The sequence below is a fragment of the Agrococcus pavilionensis RW1 genome (genome assembly GCF_000400485.1).
Classification (GTDB): Bacteria; Actinomycetota; Actinomycetes; order Actinomycetales; family Microbacteriaceae; genus Agrococcus; species Agrococcus pavilionensis.
Genome location: NZ_ASHR01000026.1, coordinates 27,282 through 46,107, shown reverse-complemented (window position 1 = coordinate 46,107; position 18,826 = coordinate 27,282). Strand labels below are relative to the sequence as shown.

The window sequence follows — 18,826 nt, the reverse complement described above, 5'->3', positions numbered from 1 at the left end:
CGCGACCGGGGCCTTCGCGCCCGACCGGGCACGGCGCGCCGGCCCCGCTCGGGCGCAGCAGCCCCGGTCGCCCGCGAGCGGATCGCCGGGCGGGCAGCGCGGCCGGGTTAGGCTGGCGGCATGACCGAGCGCACCCTCATCCTGCTCCGGCACGGCCAATCCACCTGGAACGAGAAGAACCTCTTCACCGGCTGGGTCGACGTGCGGCTCACGCCGAAGGGCGAGGAGGAGGCGAAGCGCGGCGGCGAGCTGCTGCGCGAGCACGACGTGCTGCCCGACGTGCTCTACACGTCGCTCCTGACGCGCGCGATCCAGACGGCGAACATCGCCCTCGACGCGGCCGACCGCTCCTGGATCCCCGTGCACCGCTCGTGGCGCCTCAACGAGCGCCACTACGGCGACCTGCAGGGCAAGGACAAGGCCGAGACCCTCGAGCAGTACGGCGAGGAGAAGTTCATGACCTGGCGCCGCTCGTTCGACACGCCGCCGCCCGCGATCGCCGATGACAACGAGTACTCGCAGGCCGGCGACCCGCGCTACGCCGACATCGACGGCGAGATGCCGCGCACCGAGTGCCTCAAGGACGTCATCGAGCGCTTCCTGCCCTACTGGGAGTCGACGATCACGAAGGACCTCGAGGCCGGCCGCACGGTGCTCGTCACCGCGCACGGCAACTCGCTGCGCGCGCTCGTGAAGCACCTCGACAAGATCTCCGACGACGACATCGCGGCGCTCAACATCCCCACGGGCATCCCGCTGCTCTACCGCCTCGGCGACGACAACATGCCCGTCGCGCCGGGCGAGTACCTCGACCCCGAGGCGGCGGCGGCCGGTGCTGCCGCGGTGGCGGCGCAGGGCAAGCGCTAGTCCCGAGCGAACGGAAGAGCCCCGACCAGCCGGTCGGGGCTCTTCTCGTCGACGGCCTCAGGCGTCGGCGGTCGGCGCCGCCGGCTGCACCGGCTCGGGCGCCAAGTCGGAGTGCGCGTCCTCGTCGCCGACCCAGTCGCCGGTCGCGAGGTACTTGACCTTCTTCGCGATGCTCACGCCGTGGTCTGCGAAGCGCTCGTGGTACCGGCTCGCGAGCGTCGCATCCACCGTCGTGTGCGCCGCGCCCTGCCACTCCGTGCCGAGCACGTGCGCGAAGACGTCGCGGTGCAGCTCGTCGACGACCTCGTCGGCCTGCTCGATCTGCTCGCCGATCGCGAGGTCCTGCGTCTGCAGCAGGTCGCGCAGCAGCTTCGCGATCTCGATGTCCTTCGCGCCCATCTCGGCGAACGTCGGCGCGAGCGAGTCCGGCACGACGTTCATCGGGAAGCGGTAGCGGGCGAGCAGCGCGATGTGGCGCGCGAGGTCGCCCATGCGCTCGAGCGACGCCGACATGCGCAGCGCCGAGACGACGATGCGCAGGTCGCGGGCGACGGGCGACTGGCGGGCGATGATGTTGATCGCGAGCTCGTCGAGCGCCGAGGCCTTGTCGTCGATGATCGGGTCGGTCGCGATCACCTGCTCGGCGAGCTGCACGTTCGACTCGCCGAAGGCGCGCACGGCCGACTCGATCGAGACCACGACGTGGTTGGCGATGTCGACGAGGCGCTCCTGCACCTCGGCGAGCTCCTGCTGGAAGACGTCGCGCATTGCTCCTGCTCCTTCGGTGCGTCGCCGCTCGACGGCGTCGAGCGGCAGCGGCACGGTACGGACTGCCAGTGTCCTCGGGCCAGGTTACCGGGCGGTGTCCGGCCGCTGAACCGCGGGAGCCGCGCGTCGCGCTGGCTACGATGGGAGCGTGGATGCGTCCTGGTACGTGCTCCTGGCGCTCCTGCTGGGCTTCGGTCTGGGGGCGCTGTCGGTGCATCTGCTCGGCGTCGCCGCCCAGCGCGGACGCCAGGTGATGGCGATCGCGAGCGAGCCCATCCCCGACGGCATCGCCGCGATGGTCGACGTGCTCGAGTCGGCCGGCGTCGTGCTCGACGGCTCCAACCAGGTGCTGCTGTCGTCGCCGGGCGCGGTGACGCTCGACCTCGTCGACGGCCGGGCGCTGCGCAGCCACGACATCCTCGAGGCCGTGCGGCGCGTGTGGCGCACCGGGCGCGAGGAGGTGCTCGACCTCGTGCACCGCCGCGGCCGCATCGGCGCCGGCACCGAGCTCCACCTGCGTGTGCGGGTCGCGCCGCTCGGCAACCGCTTCATGCTCGTGCTCGCCGCCGACCGCACCGAGGAGCTGCGGCTCGCGGGCGTGCGGCGCGACTTCGTCGCGAACGTCAGCCACGAGCTCAAGACCCCCATCGGCGCCGTCGCCGTGCTCGCCGAGGCGATCGAGGCGGCCGCCGACGACCCGGATCGAGTGCGAGCCTTCGCGCAGCGCATGCAGGTCGAGTCCGATCGGCTCGGCCGCATGACCAAGGAGCTCATCGACCTCTCGCGCATCCAGGCCGACGACCCGCTCGACCAGCCGGAGCGGGTCGGCATCACCGACGTCGTCGACGTCGCCGTCGACCGCACGCGCGTGCTCGCGGATGCCAAGCGGATGCGCGTGGTCACGCGCGTGCTCGAGGACGCCGAGGTGCTCGGCTCGGCCGAGCTCATCACGATGGCGGTGCAGAACCTCGTGGCGAACGCCGTGCAGTACTCGCCGGACGCGACGCACGTGGGCATCGGCGTGCGCGTGGTCGACGGCGTCGTCGAGATCGCGGTGACCGACAAGGGCGTCGGCATCGCGCCGGAGGACCGGGAGCGCGTGTTCGAGCGCTTCTACCGCGTCGACCCCGCCCGCAGCCGCGTGACGGGCGGCACGGGCCTCGGCCTCAGTATCGTGAAGCACGTCGCCGTGAGCCACGGCGGCGAGGTCACCCTCTGGTCGCGCCCGGGTCAGGGCTCGACGTTCACCCTGCGACTGCCCGTCGCCGAGACGCCTGCCCGCGAGGAGACTGCATGACGCGCATCCTGATCGTCGAGGACGAGCTCGCGCTCGCCGAGCCGCTCGCCTACCTGCTCGAGCTCGAGGGGTACGAGACCGCGCACGCGGCCGACGGCGACGCGGCGGTCGAGCGCTTCGAGCGCGAGGGCGCCGACCTCATCCTGCTCGACGTGATGCTGCCGCGCCGCAGCGGCACCGACGTGTGCCGGCACATCCGCCGCTCGTCGAAGGTGCCGATCATCATGCTGACCGCGAAGGACTCGGAGGTCGACACGATCGTCGGGCTCGAGCTCGGCGCCGACGACTACGTCACGAAGCCGTACTCGACCCGCGAGCTCGTGGCGCGCATCCGTGCCGTGCTCCGCCGCCGCGCCGCGGAGGAGGAGGACGAGGTCGACGACTCGGTCGTCGAGGTCGGGCGCGTGCGGCTCGACGCCGACAGCCACACCGTCACGGTCGACGGCGCGGAGGTGGCGATGCCGCTGCGCGAGTTCGAGCTGCTCGAGTACCTCATGCGCAACGCCGGCCGGGTGCTCACGCGCGGCCAGCTCATCGACCGCGTGTGGGGGAGCGACTACTTCGGCGACACGAAGACGCTCGACGTGCACATCAAGCGCCTGCGGGCGAAGATCGAGGAGGAGCCCTCGAACCCGACGCAGCTCGTGACGCTGCGGGGGCTCGGCTACCGCTTCGAGCGGGCTGGAGCCTGAAGGACTACTCGGCCGGGCCGAAGTCCGCGTAGTCGGGGAACTCGGTCGAGTGCACCGGCACGCCGACGCCCGTGGGCTCGGCGCCGTCGGCCTGGAACGAGACGTTGCGGAGCCCGCCGAACTCGATCTCGCCGACCTCGAAGAGCAGCTGCTCGCCGTCGGGGAAGCCGAAGGTCGTCGTGCCCTGGCCGACGCGGACCTCCTCGGCCTCGTCGTCGACGCGCACCTCGACGAAGGTCGCCTCGCCGGGGTTCGTGAAGGTGACGAGCAGGTTGAGGGTGTCGCCGTCGGGGTCGCCCACGAGCAGCGCGTTGTGCCACTCGACCGTGCCGGTGGAGCCCGAGACGCCGTCGGAGGGGTCGTACTGGATCGTCGTCGCCTGCGGGGTCAGCAGGTTGCAGCCGGTGGCTGCCAGGACGACGACGGCGGCTGCGGCGGCTGCGGCGAGGGGGCGGTGCTGCACGGGATCCCTTTCGACGATGGCCGCGGGCGCAGAGTGCGCGACCGCGGTCACGACCACTCTAATACCCGCCCGATGAGCGCTCCACGCGGGCCCGAGGGGCGTGATCCAACCACGCCGCGCGGGACAGGGCGAGCGACACGCTGTGATAAAATCGAGGTTCTGGCTATGACGAGGAGCATTCGATGAACTTTGAGGTCGGAGAGACGGTCGTCTACCCCCACCACGGTGCCGCGACGATCACCGAGGTCAAGGTGCGCAAGATCAAGGGCGTCGAGACCACCTACCTCAAGCTCAACGTCGCGCAGGGCGGGCTGACGATCGAGGTGCCGGCGCAGAACGTCGACATGGTGGGCGTCCGCGACGTCATCGGCGAGGAGGGCCTCGACAAGGTCTTCGAGGTGCTGCGCGCCGACTTCACCGAGGAGCCCACGAACTGGGCCCGCCGCTACAAGGCCAACGTCGAGAAGCTCGCGTCCGGCGACGTCATCAAGGTGAGCGAGGTCGTCCGCGACCTCAGCCGCCGCGACCAGGACCGCGGCCTCTCGGCCGGCGAGAAGCGCATGCTCGCGAAGGCGCGGCAGATCCTCGTCTCCGAGCTCGCGCTCGCCGAGCACACCGATGAGGACGCCGCCGCGGCGCGCCTCGACGAGGCGCTCGCCCCCGCGAGCTGAACGCAGACCCCCACGGGCGAGGCATCCGATCTCTCGATCGGGTGCCTCGTTCCACGTCCGGGGCCGGTCGGGGGCCATCTAGGCTCGAGCGCGTGACCGACACCGCCATCATCGTCGTCGCCGCGGGCAGCGGCACGCGCCTCGGGCGCGGCGTGCCCAAGGCCTTCGCCGAGCTCGCGGGCGCGACGATCCTCGAGCACGCGCTGCGCGGCCTCGCGGGCGTCGACGTGTCGATCGTCGTCGTCGTGCCGGTCGGGTTCGAGGCGGATGCGTCGGCGGCGGCCGAGCGAGCGGGCGTCGTGGCGTCGGTGGTCGTCGGCGGCGCGACGCGAGCCGACTCGGTCGCCGCGGGGCTCGAGCGGGTCGGCGAGGAGCGCTTTGTGCTCGTGCACGACGCCGCGCGGGCGCTCGCCCCTCGCTCGCTCGTCGAGCGCGTCGTCGAGGCGCTGCGGAGCGGGGAGCGTGCCGTCGTGCCGGTGCTGCCCGTCGTCGACACGATCCGCGAGTCGGGCGCCGCGGGGCTCGGCCGCATCGTCGACCGCTCGACGCTCCGCGCGATGCAGACGCCGCAGGGCTTCGACGCGCAGCTGCTGCGCGCCGCCTACGCCGAGGCGCTCGCGCGCGCCGACTCGACCGACGACGCCCAGCTCGTGCAGGCGCTCGGCGAGCCGGTCGCGTCGGTGCCGGGCGACGAGCTCGCGTTCAAGATCACGACGGCGGCGGACGCCGACCGCGCGGAGGCGCTGCTCGCGCCGGAGGGGAGTCGCGTGGACGAGCTGCGCACCGGGATCGGGGTCGACGTGCACGCCTTCGGCGGCGACGGGCCGCTCATGCTCGCGGGGCTCGAGTGGGAGGGGCAGGGCCTCGCCGGCCACTCCGACGGTGATGCGGTGTGCCACGCGATCGTCGACGCGCTGCTCGGCGCCGCGGGGCTCGGCGACATCGGCGGGCTCGTCGGCGTCGACGACCCGCAGTACGCCGGCGCGCGCGGCGAGGTCTTCGTGCGCGCCGCCGTCGACCGGCTGGCCGAGGACGGCTGGCAGCCGGTGAACGTCGCCGTGCAGGTGCTCGGCGTGCGCCCTCGGATCGGCGCCCGCCGCGACGAGGCGCAAGCGGCGCTCACCGCGATGGTCGGCGCACCGGTGAGCGTGAGCGGTACGACGACCGACGGCCTCGGCGCGATCGGCCGCGGCGAGGGCGTGCAGGCGATCGCGACCGCCCTCATCCGTCGCCGCTGACCCGGCCTGCGCAAGCGCCAGTAGCCTTGGGCATCGTGACCGTGCGCATCTACGACTCGAAGCAGCAGGCGATCGTCGACCTGCAGCCGATCAGGCCCGGTGAGGTCTCGATGTACGTCTGCGGCCCGACCGTGCAGTCGTCGCCGCACATCGGCCACGTGCGCAGCGCCGTCGCCTACGACGTGTGGCGCCGCTGGCTCGAGCACCGCGGCCACCGCGTCACGTTCGTGCGCAACGTCACCGACATCGACGACAAGGTGCTCGTCAACGCCGTCGACGAGCCGTGGTGGGCGCTCGCCTACCGCGTCGAGCTCGAGTTCTCCGCGGCCTACCGCGCCGTCGGCGTCGCCGCGCCGACCTACGAGCCGCGAGCCACGGCATCCGTGCCCGAGATGCACGCGCTCATCGCCGAGCTCATCGAGCGCGGCCACGCCTACCCGGCGCTCGACGGCTCGGCCGACGTCTACTTCGACGTGCGCTCGTGGCCCGAGTACGGCGCGCTCACCCGGCAGTCGATCGACAAGATGGAGCCGGCCGCCGACGCCGACCCGCGCGGCAAGCGCGACCCGCGCGACTTCGCGCTCTGGAAGGCGCAGAAGCCCGAGGAGCCCGCGTCGGCGTCGTGGGATTCGCCGTGGGGCCGCGGGCGGCCGGGTTGGCACATCGAGTGCTCGGCGATGTCGCGCCGCTACCTCGGCGACGCGTTCGACATCCACGGCGGCGGGCTCGACCTGCGGTTCCCGCACCACGAGAACGAGCTCGCGCAGTCGAGCGCCGCGGGCCTGCCGTTCGCGAGCGTCTGGAGCCACAACGGCCTCGTGCACGTCGACGGCGAGAAGATGTCGAAGTCGCTCGGCAACTCGATCTTCGCCGCCGATCTCGTCGCGGCGGTGCGCCCGATCGTCGTGCGCTACTTCCTGCTCGCCCCGCACTACCGCTCGACGATCGACCTCCGCACCGCGGGAGGCGACCTCGAGGGCGGCTCGCTCGGCGAGGCCGAGGCGGCGTTCGGCCGCATCGAGTCGATGCTCGAGCGGGTCGCGCGCGTCGGCGCGCTGCCCGACGCCGACGTGCCGGATGCGTTCGGCGCGGCGATGGACGACGACCTCTCGACCCCGCAGGCGGTCGCGGTGCTGCACGAGTCGACGCGCGCCGCGAACGCCGCGCTCGACGCGGGCGAGACGGATGCGGCGCTCGCGCGGGCGGGGGAGGTGCGGGCGATGCTGCGCGTGCTGGGCCTCGACCCGGCCGACGAGGTGTGGCATCCTGGAACGTCGGCCGCGACCGGGGCGCTCTCGAGCCTCGTCGAGTCGCTGCTGGCAGAGCGCCGCGAGGCGCGCGCGAAGAAGGACTTCGCCGCCTCCGACCGCATCCGCGATGCGCTCGCCGCCGCCGGCATCGCCGTCGAGGACGGCAAGGACACCACCACCTGGAGCATCTCATGAGCAAGTCGCAGCGATCGCCGCGGAAGAAGGGCCCGCAGAAGGGCACCGGCGGCCACGGCAGGAAGGCGCTCGAGGGCAAGGGCCCCACGCCCAAGGCCGAGGACCGCTCGTGGCACGTCGCGGGCAAGCGCAAGTCGGCGCGCGAGCGCTTCGAGGCGGCCGCGCAGAAGGGCCGCCGCCCCGAGCCGCCCCGCCACCGCAAGCCCTCGTCGGCGAAGGACGACTCCGAGCTCGTCACCGGCCGCAACAGCGTGCTCGAGGCGCTCCGCACGAAGACGCCCGCGACGACGCTCATCCTCGCCGCCCGGCTCGAGATGGACGAGCGCGTGAAGGAGATCCTCTCGATCGCCAACAAGCGCGGACTGCCGGTGCTCGAGGTCATGCGGCCCGAGCTCGACCGGCTCTCGGGCCACGACGCCGTGCACCAGGGCGTCGCGCTCAAGGTGCCGCCGTACCAGTACGCGCACCCGATCGAGCTGCTCGAGCAGATCGTCGACCGGCAGCAGACGCCGCTGCTCGTCGCGCTCGACGGCGTCACGGACCCGCGCAACCTCGGCGCGATCATCCGCTCGGCCGCCGCGTTCGGCGCGCAGGGCGTCATCGTGCCGCAGCGCCGCTCGGTGGGCGTGACGGCCTCGGCGTGGAAGACGAGCGCCGGCGCCGCGGCGCGCGTGCCGGTCGCGATGGCGACGAACCTCACGACGACGCTCAAGGAGCTGAAGTCGCAGGGCGTGTTCGTCATCGGGCTCGACGGCGACGGCGACGTGCCGCTCCACGAGCTCGAGCTCGCCGAGGGCCCGCTCGTGATCGTCGTCGGCAGCGAGGGCAAGGGCCTGTCGCGGCTCGTGGCCGAGACGTGCGACGCGATCGTCTCGATCCCCATCTCGTCGGCGACCGAGTCGCTCAACGCCGGCATCGCCGCATCCGTCACGCTCTACGAGGTCGCGAAGCGCAGGGCTCGCTGAGCGCGACGAACCCGCGCGGCGACCGGTGCGCATCCGCCTGACCGGGGCGGGCGCGCCAGCCCCGCTCGGGCGGATGCGCCCCGGTGGGCGGGGAGGTCCCGGCGGGAGTGTCAGACCCGGTCGCGCCAGTCGCCCTCGTCGTCCTCCTCGTCGAGGAGGCCCTGCACCGTCACGATCGGCATCGTCATCGTGAGCGGCAGGTCGAGCAGCGCCGCCTCGTCGCGCCGGAAGGCGAGCTGCGTCGCGATGTACTGCTCGGCCGCCTCGGCGAGCGGCACCTCGCGCTGCTCGCGCTCGGAGAGGAACCAGCGGTGCTCGAGCACCTCGTGGAAGATCTCGGCGGGCTCGAGCTTGCCGCGCAGCTCGATCGGCACCGACTGCACGATCGGCTGGAACACCTGCTCGAGCCACTCGTGGGCGAGCGCCTCGTCGCCGACGTACGGCCGCAGGTCGTGCTGCGTCGCGACGTACTCGTCGAGGTCGTTGAGCAGCCGCCGCGCCTGGTTCTCCTGCGCGTCGATGCCGGTGAGCGACTGCAGGCGGCGGTGGTGGTGGCCCGGGTCGACGACCTTGGGCTGGATGCGCACGGTCGTGCCGCCGTCGCCCGTGCGGATCGCGAGCTCGCCGATGTCGTAGCCGAGCGCGTTGAGGCGCTCGATGCGAGCGGAGATGCGCCAGCGCTCGTCGGCGGGCAGCACCTCGTCGCTGTGGAGCTCGTGCCAGAGCGAGCGGTACTGGTCGACGATCGAGCCGGCGACCTGCACCGGATCGATCGACTCGTCGAGCCGGTCGCCCGCGGCGAGGTCGAGCAGCTCGCCCGCGATGTTGACGCGCGCGATCTCGAGGTCGTCCTCGCGGCGGCCGTCCGAGAGGCCGTCGCGCAGCAGCGTGCCGGTCTCGGCGTCGACGAGGTAAGCGGCGAAGGCGCCGGCGTCGCGGCGGAAGAGCGTGTTCGAGAGCGAGACGTCGCCCCAGTAGAAGCCGACGAGGTGGAGCCGCACGAGCAGCCCCGCGAGCGCGTCGACGAGGCGCTGCGCGGTCGGCTCCTTGAGCGCGGAGGAGTAGAGGGCGCGGTAGGGGAGCGAGAAGCGCAGGTGTCGGGTGACGAGCGCCGCGGCGAGCGGGTTGCCGTCGGCGTCGACCCGGTCGGCGATCACCGCGAGCGGCTCGACGCACGGCACCTCGAGCCGCTGCAGCGTGCGGAGCATCCCGTACTCCCGGGTCGCCATCTCGGGCGTCGTCTCCTTGATCGCCACGACGCGGCCGCCGAGCCGCGCGAAGCGCACGAGGTGCCGCGAGATGCCCTTCGGCAGCTGCACGACGTCGGCGTCGGTCCACTGCTCGAGCGGCTCGTCCCACGGCAGGTCGAGCAGCGTCGCGTCCATCACGGCGGAGGTGATGCGCAGGTCGGACCGCATGCCGCCATGGTAGGCGCGACCGGGCGTGCGCGCTCGGGCCGATCGCACGCATCCGTCGACGACGACGGCCCCGTCGCCAGGACGGGGCCGTCGCTCGGTGCCGGTCAGAGGCGGTTGCCGCTGTCGGAGTCGAACAGGTGCATGTGCTCCGGGTCGGGCGTGATGTACACGGTGTCGCCGAGCGAGGCGTGCGTGCGCCCGTCGACGCGCGCGACGATGTCGACGCGCTTGCCCTCGACGTCGGCGTGGCCGTAGAGGTAGCCGTCGGCGCCGAGCTCCTCGACGAGGTCGACGAGCACCGGCAGTCCGTCGCCGCCCGACTCGGCGACCGAGATGTCCTCGGGGCGCACGCCGACGACGACGTGGCCCTTCGCCGCCGCGAGCTGCTCGCGCGCGACGGGCGTCACGTGCGTGCCGAACTCGACGCCGCGCTCGGTGACGGGCAGCTCCATGAGGTTCATGGCGGGGCTGCCGATGAAGCCGGCGACGAACTGGTTCGCGGGCTGGCCGTAGAGCTCGCGCGGCGTGCCCACCTGCTGCAGCACGCCATCCTTGAGCACCGCGATGCGGTCGCCCATCGTGAGCGCCTCGGTCTGGTCGTGCGTGACGTAGACCGTCGTGACGCCGAGGCGGCGCTGGAGCGAGGCGATCTGCGTGCGCGTCTGCACGCGCAGCTTCGCGTCGAGGTTCGACAGCGGCTCGTCCATGAGGAACACCTGCGGCTGGCGCACGATCGCGCGGCCCATCGCGACGCGCTGGCGCTGACCGCCCGAGAGTGCCTTCGGCTTGCGGCTCAGGTAGGGCTCGAGGTCGAGCAGCTTCGCCGCCTCCTCGACGCGCTTCGCGCGCTCCTCCTTGGCGACGCCGGCGATCTTGAGCGCGAAGCCCATGTTCTCGGCGACCGTCATGTGCGGGTAGAGCGCGTAGTTCTGGAACACCATCGCGATGTCGCGGTCCTTCGGCGGCATGTCGGTGACCTCGCGGTCGCCGATCAGGATGCGGCCGTCGTTGACCTCCTCGAGGCCCGCGAGCATGCGGAGGGTCGTGGACTTGCCGCAGCCCGAGGGGCCGACCAGCACGAGGAACTCCCCGTCGCCGATCTCGAGGTCGATCGCGTCGACCGCGGGGCGGGTGCCGCCGGGATAGACCCGGGTGGCCTTGTCGAACGTCACAGACGCCATTGTCGATACTCCCTTTCCACCGGCAGGTACGTGCCGGACGATCCGTCGTGGTGAGGACGGGCGCCGTCGCCCGCGTGCTCATCCTGGCACGTCGGCCTGCCGGTACCCTAGAAGACGGCGCGCTTCCCCAGCGGCGCCAACCGCCGTGACCACGGCCGACCCAGGACAAGGACGCATGAGCGAGAAGCTGACGAAGAACGAGCGTCGTGCGCAGGCCCGCGAGCAGGCCCGCCGGATGCAGGAGGAGCGCCGCAAGAAGGAGCGACTCAAGAAGGGCCTGACGATCGGCGGCATCATCGTGGCTGCCGTGGCGATCGTCGCGATCGTGGCGGTCGTGATCGTCAACAGCATCCGCCCCGCGGGCCCGGGCCCCGAGAACATGGCGAGCAACGGCATCGTGATCGGCGCCGGCTTCGAGGCGGAGCGCACGCCCGCGACGCCGCCGGAGGGCGAGCCGACGCCGACCGAGCCCCGCGACGACCAGATCCAGATCCAGATCTACCAGGACTACATGTGCCCCGCGTGCGGCGCCTTCGACGAGGCCAACCGCGCGACGCTCGAGCAGCTGCTCGAGACCGGCGCCGCGACCGTCGAGGTGCACCCGATCTCGATCCTCGACCGCACGTCGCTCGGCACGAAGTACTCGACGCGCTCCGCCTCCGCCGCCGCGTGCGTCGCCGAGCACGCGCCCGACCAGTTCTGGGCGTTCAACTCCGCGATGTTCGACAACCGCCCCGAGGAGGGCACGCCAGGCCTCACGAACGACGAGATCGTCGGCGTCGCCGAGTCGGCCGGCATCGACACCACCGGCGGGCTCGCCGAGTGCATCACCGAGGGCCGCTTCATGAGCTGGGTCGAGGACGCCACCGTGCGCGCCGGCACCGAGCCGCTGCCGGGCACCGACGGCGAGGTCGCCGACCGCACGCCGACGGTCATCGTGAACGGTGAGCGCTACCAGGGCGCGCCCGGCGACGCGGCCGGCTTCCAGGCGTTCGTCACGGCCACGGCCGGCTCGCTCAGCGAGTCGCCCGAGCCGACGGAGTCGCCCGCACCGAGCGAGGGCTGAGCGCGTGCGCACCCTGTCGGCCGGTGGCGCGCTCGTCGCGCTCGCCGTGCTGGCAGGGTGCGCGGCGACTCCGCCGGCGCCGATCACGACGATCGGCGAGCTCGGTGCCGCCTACCTCGACGCGGGCGGGCAGTGCGACGACCTCGTCGAGCAGTACCGCGAGAGCGACGACGACCCGGTCGTCGCGACGTGCGGCGCCGACACCGAGCTCATCCTCGCCGGCAGCGCCGATGAGGCGCTCGCGGTCGCGACCGAGCGGCAGCTGCAGGAGCAGACCGTGCTCGTCTTCGACCGCTGGGTGATCCGCGATCCCGACCTCGAGACGATCCAGCAGGAGCTCGGCGGCCAGATCGTCACGCTCGCGCCCGCCGACGGGCCCGCGAACATGGCCGACGCGATCGCGTTCGACGCCGACGGCGCGATCGAGCGCGACCCCGTGCCCGCCGAGGGTGCGCCCGAGGCGCTGCCCGACGCATCCGCCGTGCCCGACGTGCTCGTCGTGGTCGACCCTGCATGCGAGTACTGCGACCGGCTGCTCGAGGCGAGCGGCGATCGGCTCGCCGAGCTCGCCGATGCGGGCGAGGCGCGCGTCGCCTACCTGCCCGTCTCGCTCGGCGACTCGATCGGCAACGGCTACGCGTCGACGCTCGGCGCCAACGCGCTCGCGTGCGTCGCGGATGCGGAGCCCGCCGCGTACCGCGAGTTCCAGACGGCCCTGCTGTCGATGCTGCAGCGGCAGCCGTTCGACGCCGCGTCGGCGTCGGCGCTCGCGGCCGAGCACGGCGCGGAGGTCGGCGACTGCATCGCCGAGGGCCGCTTCGCGTGGTGGGTGCGGCAGGCGACGGTGCGCGCGATCGAGGAGCCGCTGCAGGGCGTCGAGCCGCTGCGCGGCGTGCCGACCGTGGTCGTCGACGGGGTGACGTTCGCGGGCGACGTGAGCGATGCGGATGCGCTCGCGGCGTTCATCGCGGAGGGCCGGTAGGTCTCGGTACGCCCGGCCTGCGGCCGGGCTACTCGACCTTGACACCTCCGCACTCAACGCGGCGGAGCCGCATCGAGCGCTCCGGTGTCAAGAGCCCCCTGTCAGGATCGAACTGACGACCTACGCTTTACAAGAGCGTTGCTCTACCACTGAGCTAAGGAGGCGCGGCGCGGGTTCGCCCGCGGCGCCCAGCCATTCTAGGCTTGCCCGGTGAGCCGCTTGCGCCCCTGGGATCCCGAGCGCGACGCCGCCGCGGTGCTCGCCGCCTTCCTCGGCTCGCCCGACCTCCACCGGCAGGCGCCGCCGATCGAGGCGCTCGCCGACGCACGCGACTACCTCGAGGCGATCGCCGCCGAGGCGCTCGCGATCGAGCTCGACGGCGAGGCGGTCGGATGCGTCATGGCCGCCGACCGCGAACCTCGCCACGGCACCGCCTGGATGTCGTACTGGCTCGCACCCGCCGCGCGCGGCCGCGGCCTCGCGAGCCGCGCGCTCGACGCGCTCTCGCGGCGGCTCTTCGCCCACGGCCTCCACCGGCTCGAGCTCGGCGCCCGCGCGAACAACCCCGCATCGATCGCGGTCGCCGAGCGCGCCGGCTACGTGCGCGAGGGCGTCGAGCGCGAGCGGCTGCGCTACGTGGACGCCGACGGCACGGCGACGCGCTTCGACGTCGTGCGCTTCGCCCGCCTCGCGACCGACCCGGCACCAGCGCTCGAGCCGCTGGAGGGCGCATGATCCACCTGCTGTGGCTGCTCGCGTCGATCGCCGCCGGCGCGGGGCTCGCGGTGCAGAGCCGCATCAACGGCGAGCTCGGCGCCCGGCTCGACCACGGCATGCTCGCCGCCCTCGTCTCGTTCTCGGTCGGGCTCGCGCTGCTCGCCGTGCTGCTGCTCGTCTCGCCCGGCGCCCGCGCGGGCGTGCGCCGGCTCGTCGGCGTCATCCGCGACGGCTCGATGCCGTGGTGGTACGCGACGACGGGGCTGCTCGGCGCCTTCCTCGTCGCGACGCAGGGCGTCGTCGTCGGCACGACCGGCGTCGCGCTCTACACGGTCGGCGTCGTCGCGGGGCAGACGACGAGCGCGCTCGCGGTCGATCGCGCGGGCTTCGGCGGCCTCGCGCGGAAGCCCATCACCGCGCCGCGCGTCATCGGGGCGCTGCTCGCGCTCGTCGCGGTCGGCATCGCGCTCGTGGGCGCGGGGGAGCTGCAGGGCGCGTGGCTCGTCGTGCTGCCCTTCATCGCGGGCCTGCTGCAGTCGTTCCAGCAGGCGTTCGGCGGTCTCGTGCAGCGGCACTCGCGCTCGGCGATTGCGCAGACGGTGTCGAACTTCCTCGTCGGCACCCTCGCGCTCGCGGTGTTCGTCGGCATCCAGTCGCTCGCGGGCGTCACCGCCCGGCCGCTGCCGCCGGAGCCGTGGCTCTACGCGGGCGGCATCCTCGGCATCGTGTTCATCGCGCTCATGTCGGTCGCGGTGCACCACCTCGGCGTGCTGACGATGGGCCTCGGCGTCATCTGCGGGCAGGTCGTCGCCTCGCTGCTGCTCGACTGGCTCTTCCCGGCCGGCCACCCCGTCACCGCGTGGTCGCTCCTCGGCGCGGGCCTCACGATCGTCGCGGTCGCGGTGTCGTCGATGCGCCGGCCCGTCCGGGTGGCTCGATCGGCTTGAGCCGAGGGGCGCGCGGGCAGCGCGGTCGACGGGCCTGCGAGTTCGATCGGGCGGAGCGGGGCGCCGAGCCGCATGCGAACTCGACGACGCGCTCCGCCCGATCGAGTCTCCGGTCGGCGGGCTCCGGCGAAGAGCTCGATCGGGCTTGGCCGGGCGCCGAGCCGCATGCGGGCTCGACGGAGCGCTCTCCGCGATCGAGCGTGCGCGATGCGGGCGTCGCGCCGCCGACGCCCGCGTGGCGAGCGGGCCGCCGTCAGCGCGCGCCGAGGAAGCGGGCCGCGGCCTCGCCGCCCTCGATGCCGAGCGTCCACTCGGGGCGCCGCAGCGCATCCGCCGTCAGCCGCAGGTTCAGCTCGCGCTCGACGACGCCCTCGCGCGGCGAGTGGCGGCTCTCGCCGTTCGGCTGGTAGCCGAGCGCGCGGCTCACGCCGAGCGACGCGGCGTTCCAGTCGTACGCGGTCGTCTCGGCCACCTCGGCGCCGAGCGAGTCGAACGCCCACAGCAGCGCCGCGAGCCGCATCTCCGTGCCGTAGCCGCGGCCCTGCGCGTCGCGGCGCAGCCACGAGCCCGTGCCGACCGTGCGCTCGGCGGGGAAGCGGCGCGCGGCGACGTCCTGCGCGCCGATGAGCGCGCCGTCGGCCCACACGCCGAGCATGACGACCCAGTCGTCGCGGTCGGCGCGCACGCGCGACTGCCAGATCCAGCGCGCCGAGCGCGCGGCCATGTCGGGCGCCTCGTCCCACGGCCTGCCGAACGGCGTGCGCGGCGCGTGGTCGTGGATGCCCGAGGCCGCCGCGGCGACGTAGTGCGGGATGTCGTCGTCGGCGAGCGGCCGCAGCTCGAGCCGCGGGGTCGTCAGCCGCAGGCCGAGCAGCGGCCAGATCTCCTCGAGCGTCATCACGCCGCCACGCTAGCGGCGACGTGACGCGCGCCTCAGGACTCGGGCGTGAAGCTCATCGCGACGGAGTTCATGCAGAAGCGGTCACCCGTCGGCGTCTGCGGCGCGTCCTTGAAGACGTGGCCGAGGTGGCTGTGGCACTTCGCGCAGCGCACCTCGGTGCGCACCATGCCGAGCGAGCGGTCCTCGACGAGCTCGACCGCGTCCTCGCGCGCGTCGAAGAAGCTCGGCCAGCCGCAGCCGGAGTCGAACTTCGTCTCGTCGTCGAAGAGCTCGTTGCCGCACGCGCCGCACGAGTAGACGCCCTGGCGCGACTCGTCGAGCAGCGCGCCCGTCCAGGGGCGCTCCGTGCCGGCCTCGCGCAGCACGCGGTAGGCGTCGGGCGAGAGGGCCTCGCGCCACTCGGAGTCGGAGCGTTCGATCGAATCGGTCATGCCGCAAGCGTACGCGCGGCACCATTGCGCCGACTGTGTTTCGCGGCGGGCGGAACCCCGCGACGCCCGTAGGATCGGCAGTATGCCGACCGAGCCGCGACCCGCCAGCGCGCCGGCCGCCGACGACGCCGCGGCGCTCGACTCGGCCGCGCTGGACGCCGCCGCCGTGGCCTTCGCGGCCGCCGACTCCGTCGTCGAGCCGGTCGCGCACGCGTCGTCGACGGATGCGTCGGCGCACGACCTGCAGTCGGCGCGCGAGCAGCGCATCCGGCGGGTGCTCGACTTCGAGGGCCGCTGGACGAGCCACGGCGGTGCGAAGGCCCGCGCGATCCGCGCCGAGTTCGGCTGGACCACGACCCGCTACTACCAGGTGCTCGACGGGCTGCTCGAGACGCCGGAGGCGCTCCACCACGACCCGATGCTCGTGCGGCGGCTGCTGCGCGTGCGCGAGGGCCGATGAGCCGCACGCAGCGCGTCGGCGCCCACCGCTCGAGCTCGTCGCGGCGCACGCCGCGCTGGGTGATCCTGCTGTGCGCGCTCGGCGTGACGATCGTGCTCATCGCGATCGGCCTCTTCCTGCTCGACCGGCTCCGCCCGCAGTCGGCGCCGCCCGCGCCCGTCGCGAGCGAGGTCGCCGAGGTCGTCTCCGACCCGGGCCAGATCGATCCCGGCGTCGACGCATCCATCACCGTCCTCGACCAGTCGGGCGAGCACGAGCTCGCGGCGGGCGTCGGGCAAGCGCTCTCGGACGCGGGCTGGAACGTGCTCGCGACCGGCGGCTCGACGGGCGGCGACGTCGAGCGCACGGTCGTCTGGTACGACGACGAGTCGCTCGCGCCCATCGCGCGCGGCCTCGCGCAGGGCCTCGGCGTCGGCGAGGCACGGCTCTCGGACGGCCGCGTCACGGGCACCCCGATCACGATCGTGCTGGGTGCGGATGCGGTGGGCACGGCCCCGAGCGCCGAGCCGCAGGAGGGCGGAGCGGTCACGCACTCGCCCACGCCGACCGCGCCCTGACGCGCCCTCCGCCGCGGCTTGCACTCGACAGGGGAGAGTGCCAGACTCGGGTACTGGCACTCCTATCGTCGGAGTGCCAGATGAACGTCCACAGCGTCCAGGAGGGACGAACTGCAATGGCAAAGATGATCGCATTCAACGAGGAGGCCCGTCGCGGGCTGGAGCGTGGACTCAACACGCTCGCCGACGCGGTGAAGGTGACCCTCGGCCCGCGCGGCCGCAACGTCGTGCTGGAGAAGAAGTGGGGCGCCCCCACGATCACGAACGACGGCGTCTCGATCGCCAAGGAGATCGAGCTCGAGGACCCCTACGAGAAGATCGGCGCCGAGCTCGTCAAGGAGGTCGCGAAGAAGACCGACGACGTCGCCGGTGACGGCACGACGACGGCGACCGTGCTCGCGCAGGCGCTGGTCCGCGAGGGCCTCCGCAACGTCGCAGCGGGCGCCGACCCCATCAGCCTCAAGCGCGGCATCGAGAAGGCCACCGCCGCGGTGAGCGAGCAGCTGCTCGCCAACGCCAAGGAGGTCGAGACCAAGGAGGAGATCGCCGCCACGGCTTCGATCTCGGCCGCCGACGAGGAGATCGGCGCGCTCATCGCCGAGGCCATCGACAAGGTCGGCAAGGAGGGCGTCGTCACCGTCGAGGAGTCGAACACCTTCGGCACCGAGCTCGAGCTCACCGAGGGCATGCGCTTCGACAAGGGCTTCCTGTCGCAGTACTTCGTGACGGACCCCGAGCGCCAGGAGACGGTCTTCGAGGACCCGTACATCCTGATCGTCAACTCGAAGATCTCGAACATCAAGGACCTGCTCCCGATCGTCGACAAGGTGATCCAGGCGGGCAAGCAGCTCGTCATCATCGCCGAGGACGTCGAGGGCGAGGCGCTCGCGACGCTCGTCGTCAACAAGATCCGCGGCATCTTCAAGTCGGTCGCGGTCAAGGCCCCCGGCTTCGGCGACCGCCGCAAGGCGATGCTCGCCGACATGGCGATCCTCACGGGCGGCCAGGTCATCTCGGAGGAGGTCGGCCTCAAGCTCGAGAGCGCGACGCTCGACCTGCTCGGCCGCGCGCGCAAGGTCGTCATCACGAAGGACGAGACGACGATCGTCGAGGGCGCCGGCGAGGCCGAGGCCATCGCGGGCCGCGTGCGCCAGATCCGCTCGGAGATCGAGAACACCGACAGCGACTACGACCGCGAGAAGCTCCAGGAGCGCCTCGCGAAGCTCGCCGGCGGCGTCGCCGTCATCAAGGCGGGTGCCGCGACCGAGGTCGAGCTCAAGGAGCGCAAGCACCGCATCGAGGACGCCGTCCGCAACGCGAAGGCCGCCGTCGAGGAGGGCATCGTCGCCGGTGGTGGCGTCGCGCTCATCCAGGCCGCGAAGACCGCGTTCGAGGGCCTCGAGCTCGAGGGCGACGAGGCGACGGGCGCGAACATCGTGCGCGTGGCCGTCGACGCGCCGCTCAAGCAGATCGCCACGAACGCCGGCCTCGAGCCGGGCGTCGTCGCCGAGAAGGTGCGCGGCCTCGAGGTCGGCCACGGCCTCAACGCCGCGACCGGCGAGTACGTCGACATGCTCGCCGCGGGCATCGCCGACCCGGTGAAGGTGACGCGCTCGGCGCTCGCCAACGCCGCGTCGATCGCCGGCCTCTTCCTCACGACCGAGGCCGTCGTCGCCGACAAGCCCGAGAAGCAACCGGCGATGCCGGCCGACCCCACGGGTGGCATGGACTTCTGATGCCGCAGCGCTCAGGTCCGCGCA

The 18,826-nt window shown here is 72.9% G+C and carries 20 protein-coding genes and 1 tRNA gene; 14 read left to right on the top strand and 7 right to left on the bottom strand.

Annotation, left to right across the window (positions count from 1 at the left end; translation table 11 throughout):
- The first annotated feature begins 120 nt into the window (after window positions 1–120).
- A complete protein-coding gene (locus tag L332_RS23405) occupies window positions 121–867 on the top strand; it encodes a phosphoglyceromutase (RefSeq protein WP_021010731.1) in 747 nt (248 codons plus the stop codon).
- Window positions 868–924: 57 nt separating this feature from the next.
- Here the strand turns inward: L332_RS23405 and phoU are convergent, their stop codons facing one another.
- The gene (gene phoU, locus L332_RS23400; protein ID WP_021010730.1) at window positions 925–1,635 is read right to left on the bottom strand and encodes a phosphate signaling complex protein PhoU; all 711 of its coding nucleotides are present in this window, start codon (window positions 1,633–1,635) and stop codon (window positions 925–927) included.
- Window positions 1,636–1,783: 148 nt separating this feature from the next.
- Here phoU and L332_RS23395 point away from each other — a divergent pair, with 148 nt between their 5' ends.
- Both L332_RS23395 and L332_RS23390 read left to right on the top strand, forming a co-directional pair.
- On the top strand, window positions 1,784–2,932 hold the full coding sequence (locus L332_RS23395; RefSeq protein WP_021010729.1) for a sensor histidine kinase: 1,149 nt from the start codon (window positions 1,784–1,786) through the stop codon (window positions 2,930–2,932).
- Complete coding sequence (locus tag L332_RS23390) at window positions 2,929–3,624, top strand: response regulator transcription factor (protein ID WP_021010728.1); 696 nt, start codon at window positions 2,929–2,931, stop codon at window positions 3,622–3,624. Before L332_RS23395 ends, L332_RS23390 begins: the two co-directional genes overlap by 4 nt.
- A 4-nt stretch (window positions 3,625–3,628) precedes the next feature.
- On the opposite strand, the gene L332_RS29485 is transcribed toward L332_RS23390, so the two are convergent.
- Window positions 3,629–4,087, bottom strand: a complete 459-nt coding sequence (locus L332_RS29485) for a hypothetical protein (RefSeq protein WP_144061059.1) — start codon at window positions 4,085–4,087, stop codon at window positions 3,629–3,631.
- A 182-nt stretch (window positions 4,088–4,269) separates the two neighbouring features.
- On the opposite strand from L332_RS29485, the gene L332_RS23385 reads away from it, so the two are divergent.
- The 4 genes from L332_RS23385 (at window position 4,270) to rlmB (ending at window position 8,406) form a co-directional block, all read left to right on the top strand.
- The gene (locus L332_RS23385) at window positions 4,270–4,758 is read left to right on the top strand and encodes a CarD family transcriptional regulator (protein WP_021010726.1); all 489 of its coding nucleotides are present in this window, start codon (window positions 4,270–4,272) and stop codon (window positions 4,756–4,758) included.
- Between the two features lie 92 nt (window positions 4,759–4,850).
- On the top strand, window positions 4,851–5,996 hold the full coding sequence (ispD, locus tag L332_RS23380) for a 2-C-methyl-D-erythritol 4-phosphate cytidylyltransferase (RefSeq protein ID WP_021010725.1): 1,146 nt from the start codon (window positions 4,851–4,853) through the stop codon (window positions 5,994–5,996).
- Between the two features lie 35 nt (window positions 5,997–6,031).
- On the top strand, window positions 6,032–7,441 hold the full coding sequence (gene cysS, locus L332_RS23375; RefSeq protein WP_021010724.1) for a cysteine--tRNA ligase: 1,410 nt from the start codon (window positions 6,032–6,034) through the stop codon (window positions 7,439–7,441).
- Window positions 7,438–8,406, top strand: a complete 969-nt coding sequence (gene rlmB / locus L332_RS23370) for a 23S rRNA (guanosine(2251)-2'-O)-methyltransferase RlmB (RefSeq protein ID WP_021010723.1) — start codon at window positions 7,438–7,440, stop codon at window positions 8,404–8,406. The genes cysS and rlmB overlap by 4 nt, the downstream gene beginning before the upstream one ends.
- 110 nt (window positions 8,407–8,516) lie before the next feature.
- Here rlmB and L332_RS23365 read toward each other — a convergent pair whose 3' ends face one another.
- Both L332_RS23365 and L332_RS23360 read right to left on the bottom strand, forming a co-directional pair.
- Window positions 8,517–9,824, bottom strand: a complete 1,308-nt coding sequence (locus L332_RS23365; RefSeq protein ID WP_021010722.1) for a DUF4032 domain-containing protein — start codon at window positions 9,822–9,824, stop codon at window positions 8,517–8,519.
- Between the two features lie 104 nt (window positions 9,825–9,928).
- Window positions 9,929–11,005, bottom strand: a complete 1,077-nt coding sequence (locus L332_RS23360) for an ABC transporter ATP-binding protein (RefSeq protein ID WP_021010721.1) — start codon at window positions 11,003–11,005, stop codon at window positions 9,929–9,931.
- Between the two features lie 175 nt (window positions 11,006–11,180).
- Between L332_RS23360 and L332_RS23355 the strand changes: the two genes are divergently transcribed.
- Both L332_RS23355 and L332_RS23350 read left to right on the top strand, forming a co-directional pair.
- Window positions 11,181–12,071, top strand: a complete 891-nt coding sequence (locus L332_RS23355; protein ID WP_021010720.1) for a DsbA family protein — start codon at window positions 11,181–11,183, stop codon at window positions 12,069–12,071.
- A gap of 4 nt (window positions 12,072–12,075) precedes the next feature.
- On the top strand, window positions 12,076–13,053 hold the full coding sequence (locus tag L332_RS23350) for a DsbA family protein (RefSeq protein ID WP_021010719.1): 978 nt from the start codon (window positions 12,076–12,078) through the stop codon (window positions 13,051–13,053).
- Window positions 13,054–13,145: 92 nt separating this feature from the next.
- Here the strand turns inward: L332_RS23350 and L332_RS23345 are convergent.
- Window positions 13,146–13,217: transfer RNA gene (locus L332_RS23345), tRNA-Thr, on the bottom strand.
- A gap of 46 nt (window positions 13,218–13,263) precedes the next feature.
- Between L332_RS23345 and L332_RS23340 the strand changes: the two genes are divergently transcribed.
- Complete coding sequence (locus L332_RS23340) at window positions 13,264–13,788, top strand: GNAT family N-acetyltransferase (protein ID WP_021010718.1); 525 nt, start codon at window positions 13,264–13,266, stop codon at window positions 13,786–13,788.
- Window positions 13,785–14,717, top strand: a complete 933-nt coding sequence (locus L332_RS23335; protein WP_021010717.1) for a DMT family transporter — start codon at window positions 13,785–13,787, stop codon at window positions 14,715–14,717. Before L332_RS23340 ends, L332_RS23335 begins: the two co-directional genes overlap by 4 nt.
- 253 nt (window positions 14,718–14,970) lie before the next feature.
- Here L332_RS23335 and L332_RS23330 read toward each other — a convergent pair whose 3' ends face one another.
- Both L332_RS23330 and msrB read right to left on the bottom strand, forming a co-directional pair.
- Window positions 14,971–15,615: a GNAT family N-acetyltransferase gene (locus L332_RS23330; protein WP_321163268.1), complete on the bottom strand. Its 645-nt coding sequence runs from the start codon at window positions 15,613–15,615 to the stop codon at window positions 14,971–14,973.
- 35 nt (window positions 15,616–15,650) lie between these two features.
- Window positions 15,651–16,049 (bottom strand): peptide-methionine (R)-S-oxide reductase MsrB, encoded by a 399-nt coding sequence (msrB, locus tag L332_RS23325; protein ID WP_021010715.1) that lies wholly within the window; start codon window positions 16,047–16,049, stop codon window positions 15,651–15,653.
- Window positions 16,050–16,131: 82 nt separating this feature from the next.
- On the opposite strand from msrB, the gene L332_RS23320 reads away from it, so the two are divergent.
- From L332_RS23320 to groL, 3 genes are all read left to right on the top strand, one after another.
- Window positions 16,132–16,509, top strand: a complete 378-nt coding sequence (locus tag L332_RS23320; protein WP_021010714.1) for a DUF3263 domain-containing protein — start codon at window positions 16,132–16,134, stop codon at window positions 16,507–16,509.
- Window positions 16,506–17,066, top strand: coding sequence for a LytR C-terminal domain-containing protein (locus L332_RS23315; protein ID WP_021010713.1), 561 nt, complete (start codon window positions 16,506–16,508; stop codon window positions 17,064–17,066). Before L332_RS23320 ends, L332_RS23315 begins: the two co-directional genes overlap by 4 nt.
- A 116-nt stretch (window positions 17,067–17,182) precedes the next feature.
- Window positions 17,183–18,802: a chaperonin GroEL gene (gene groL / locus L332_RS23310; protein ID WP_021010712.1), complete on the top strand. Its 1,620-nt coding sequence runs from the start codon at window positions 17,183–17,185 to the stop codon at window positions 18,800–18,802.
- Window positions 18,803–18,826 lie beyond the last annotated feature (24 nt).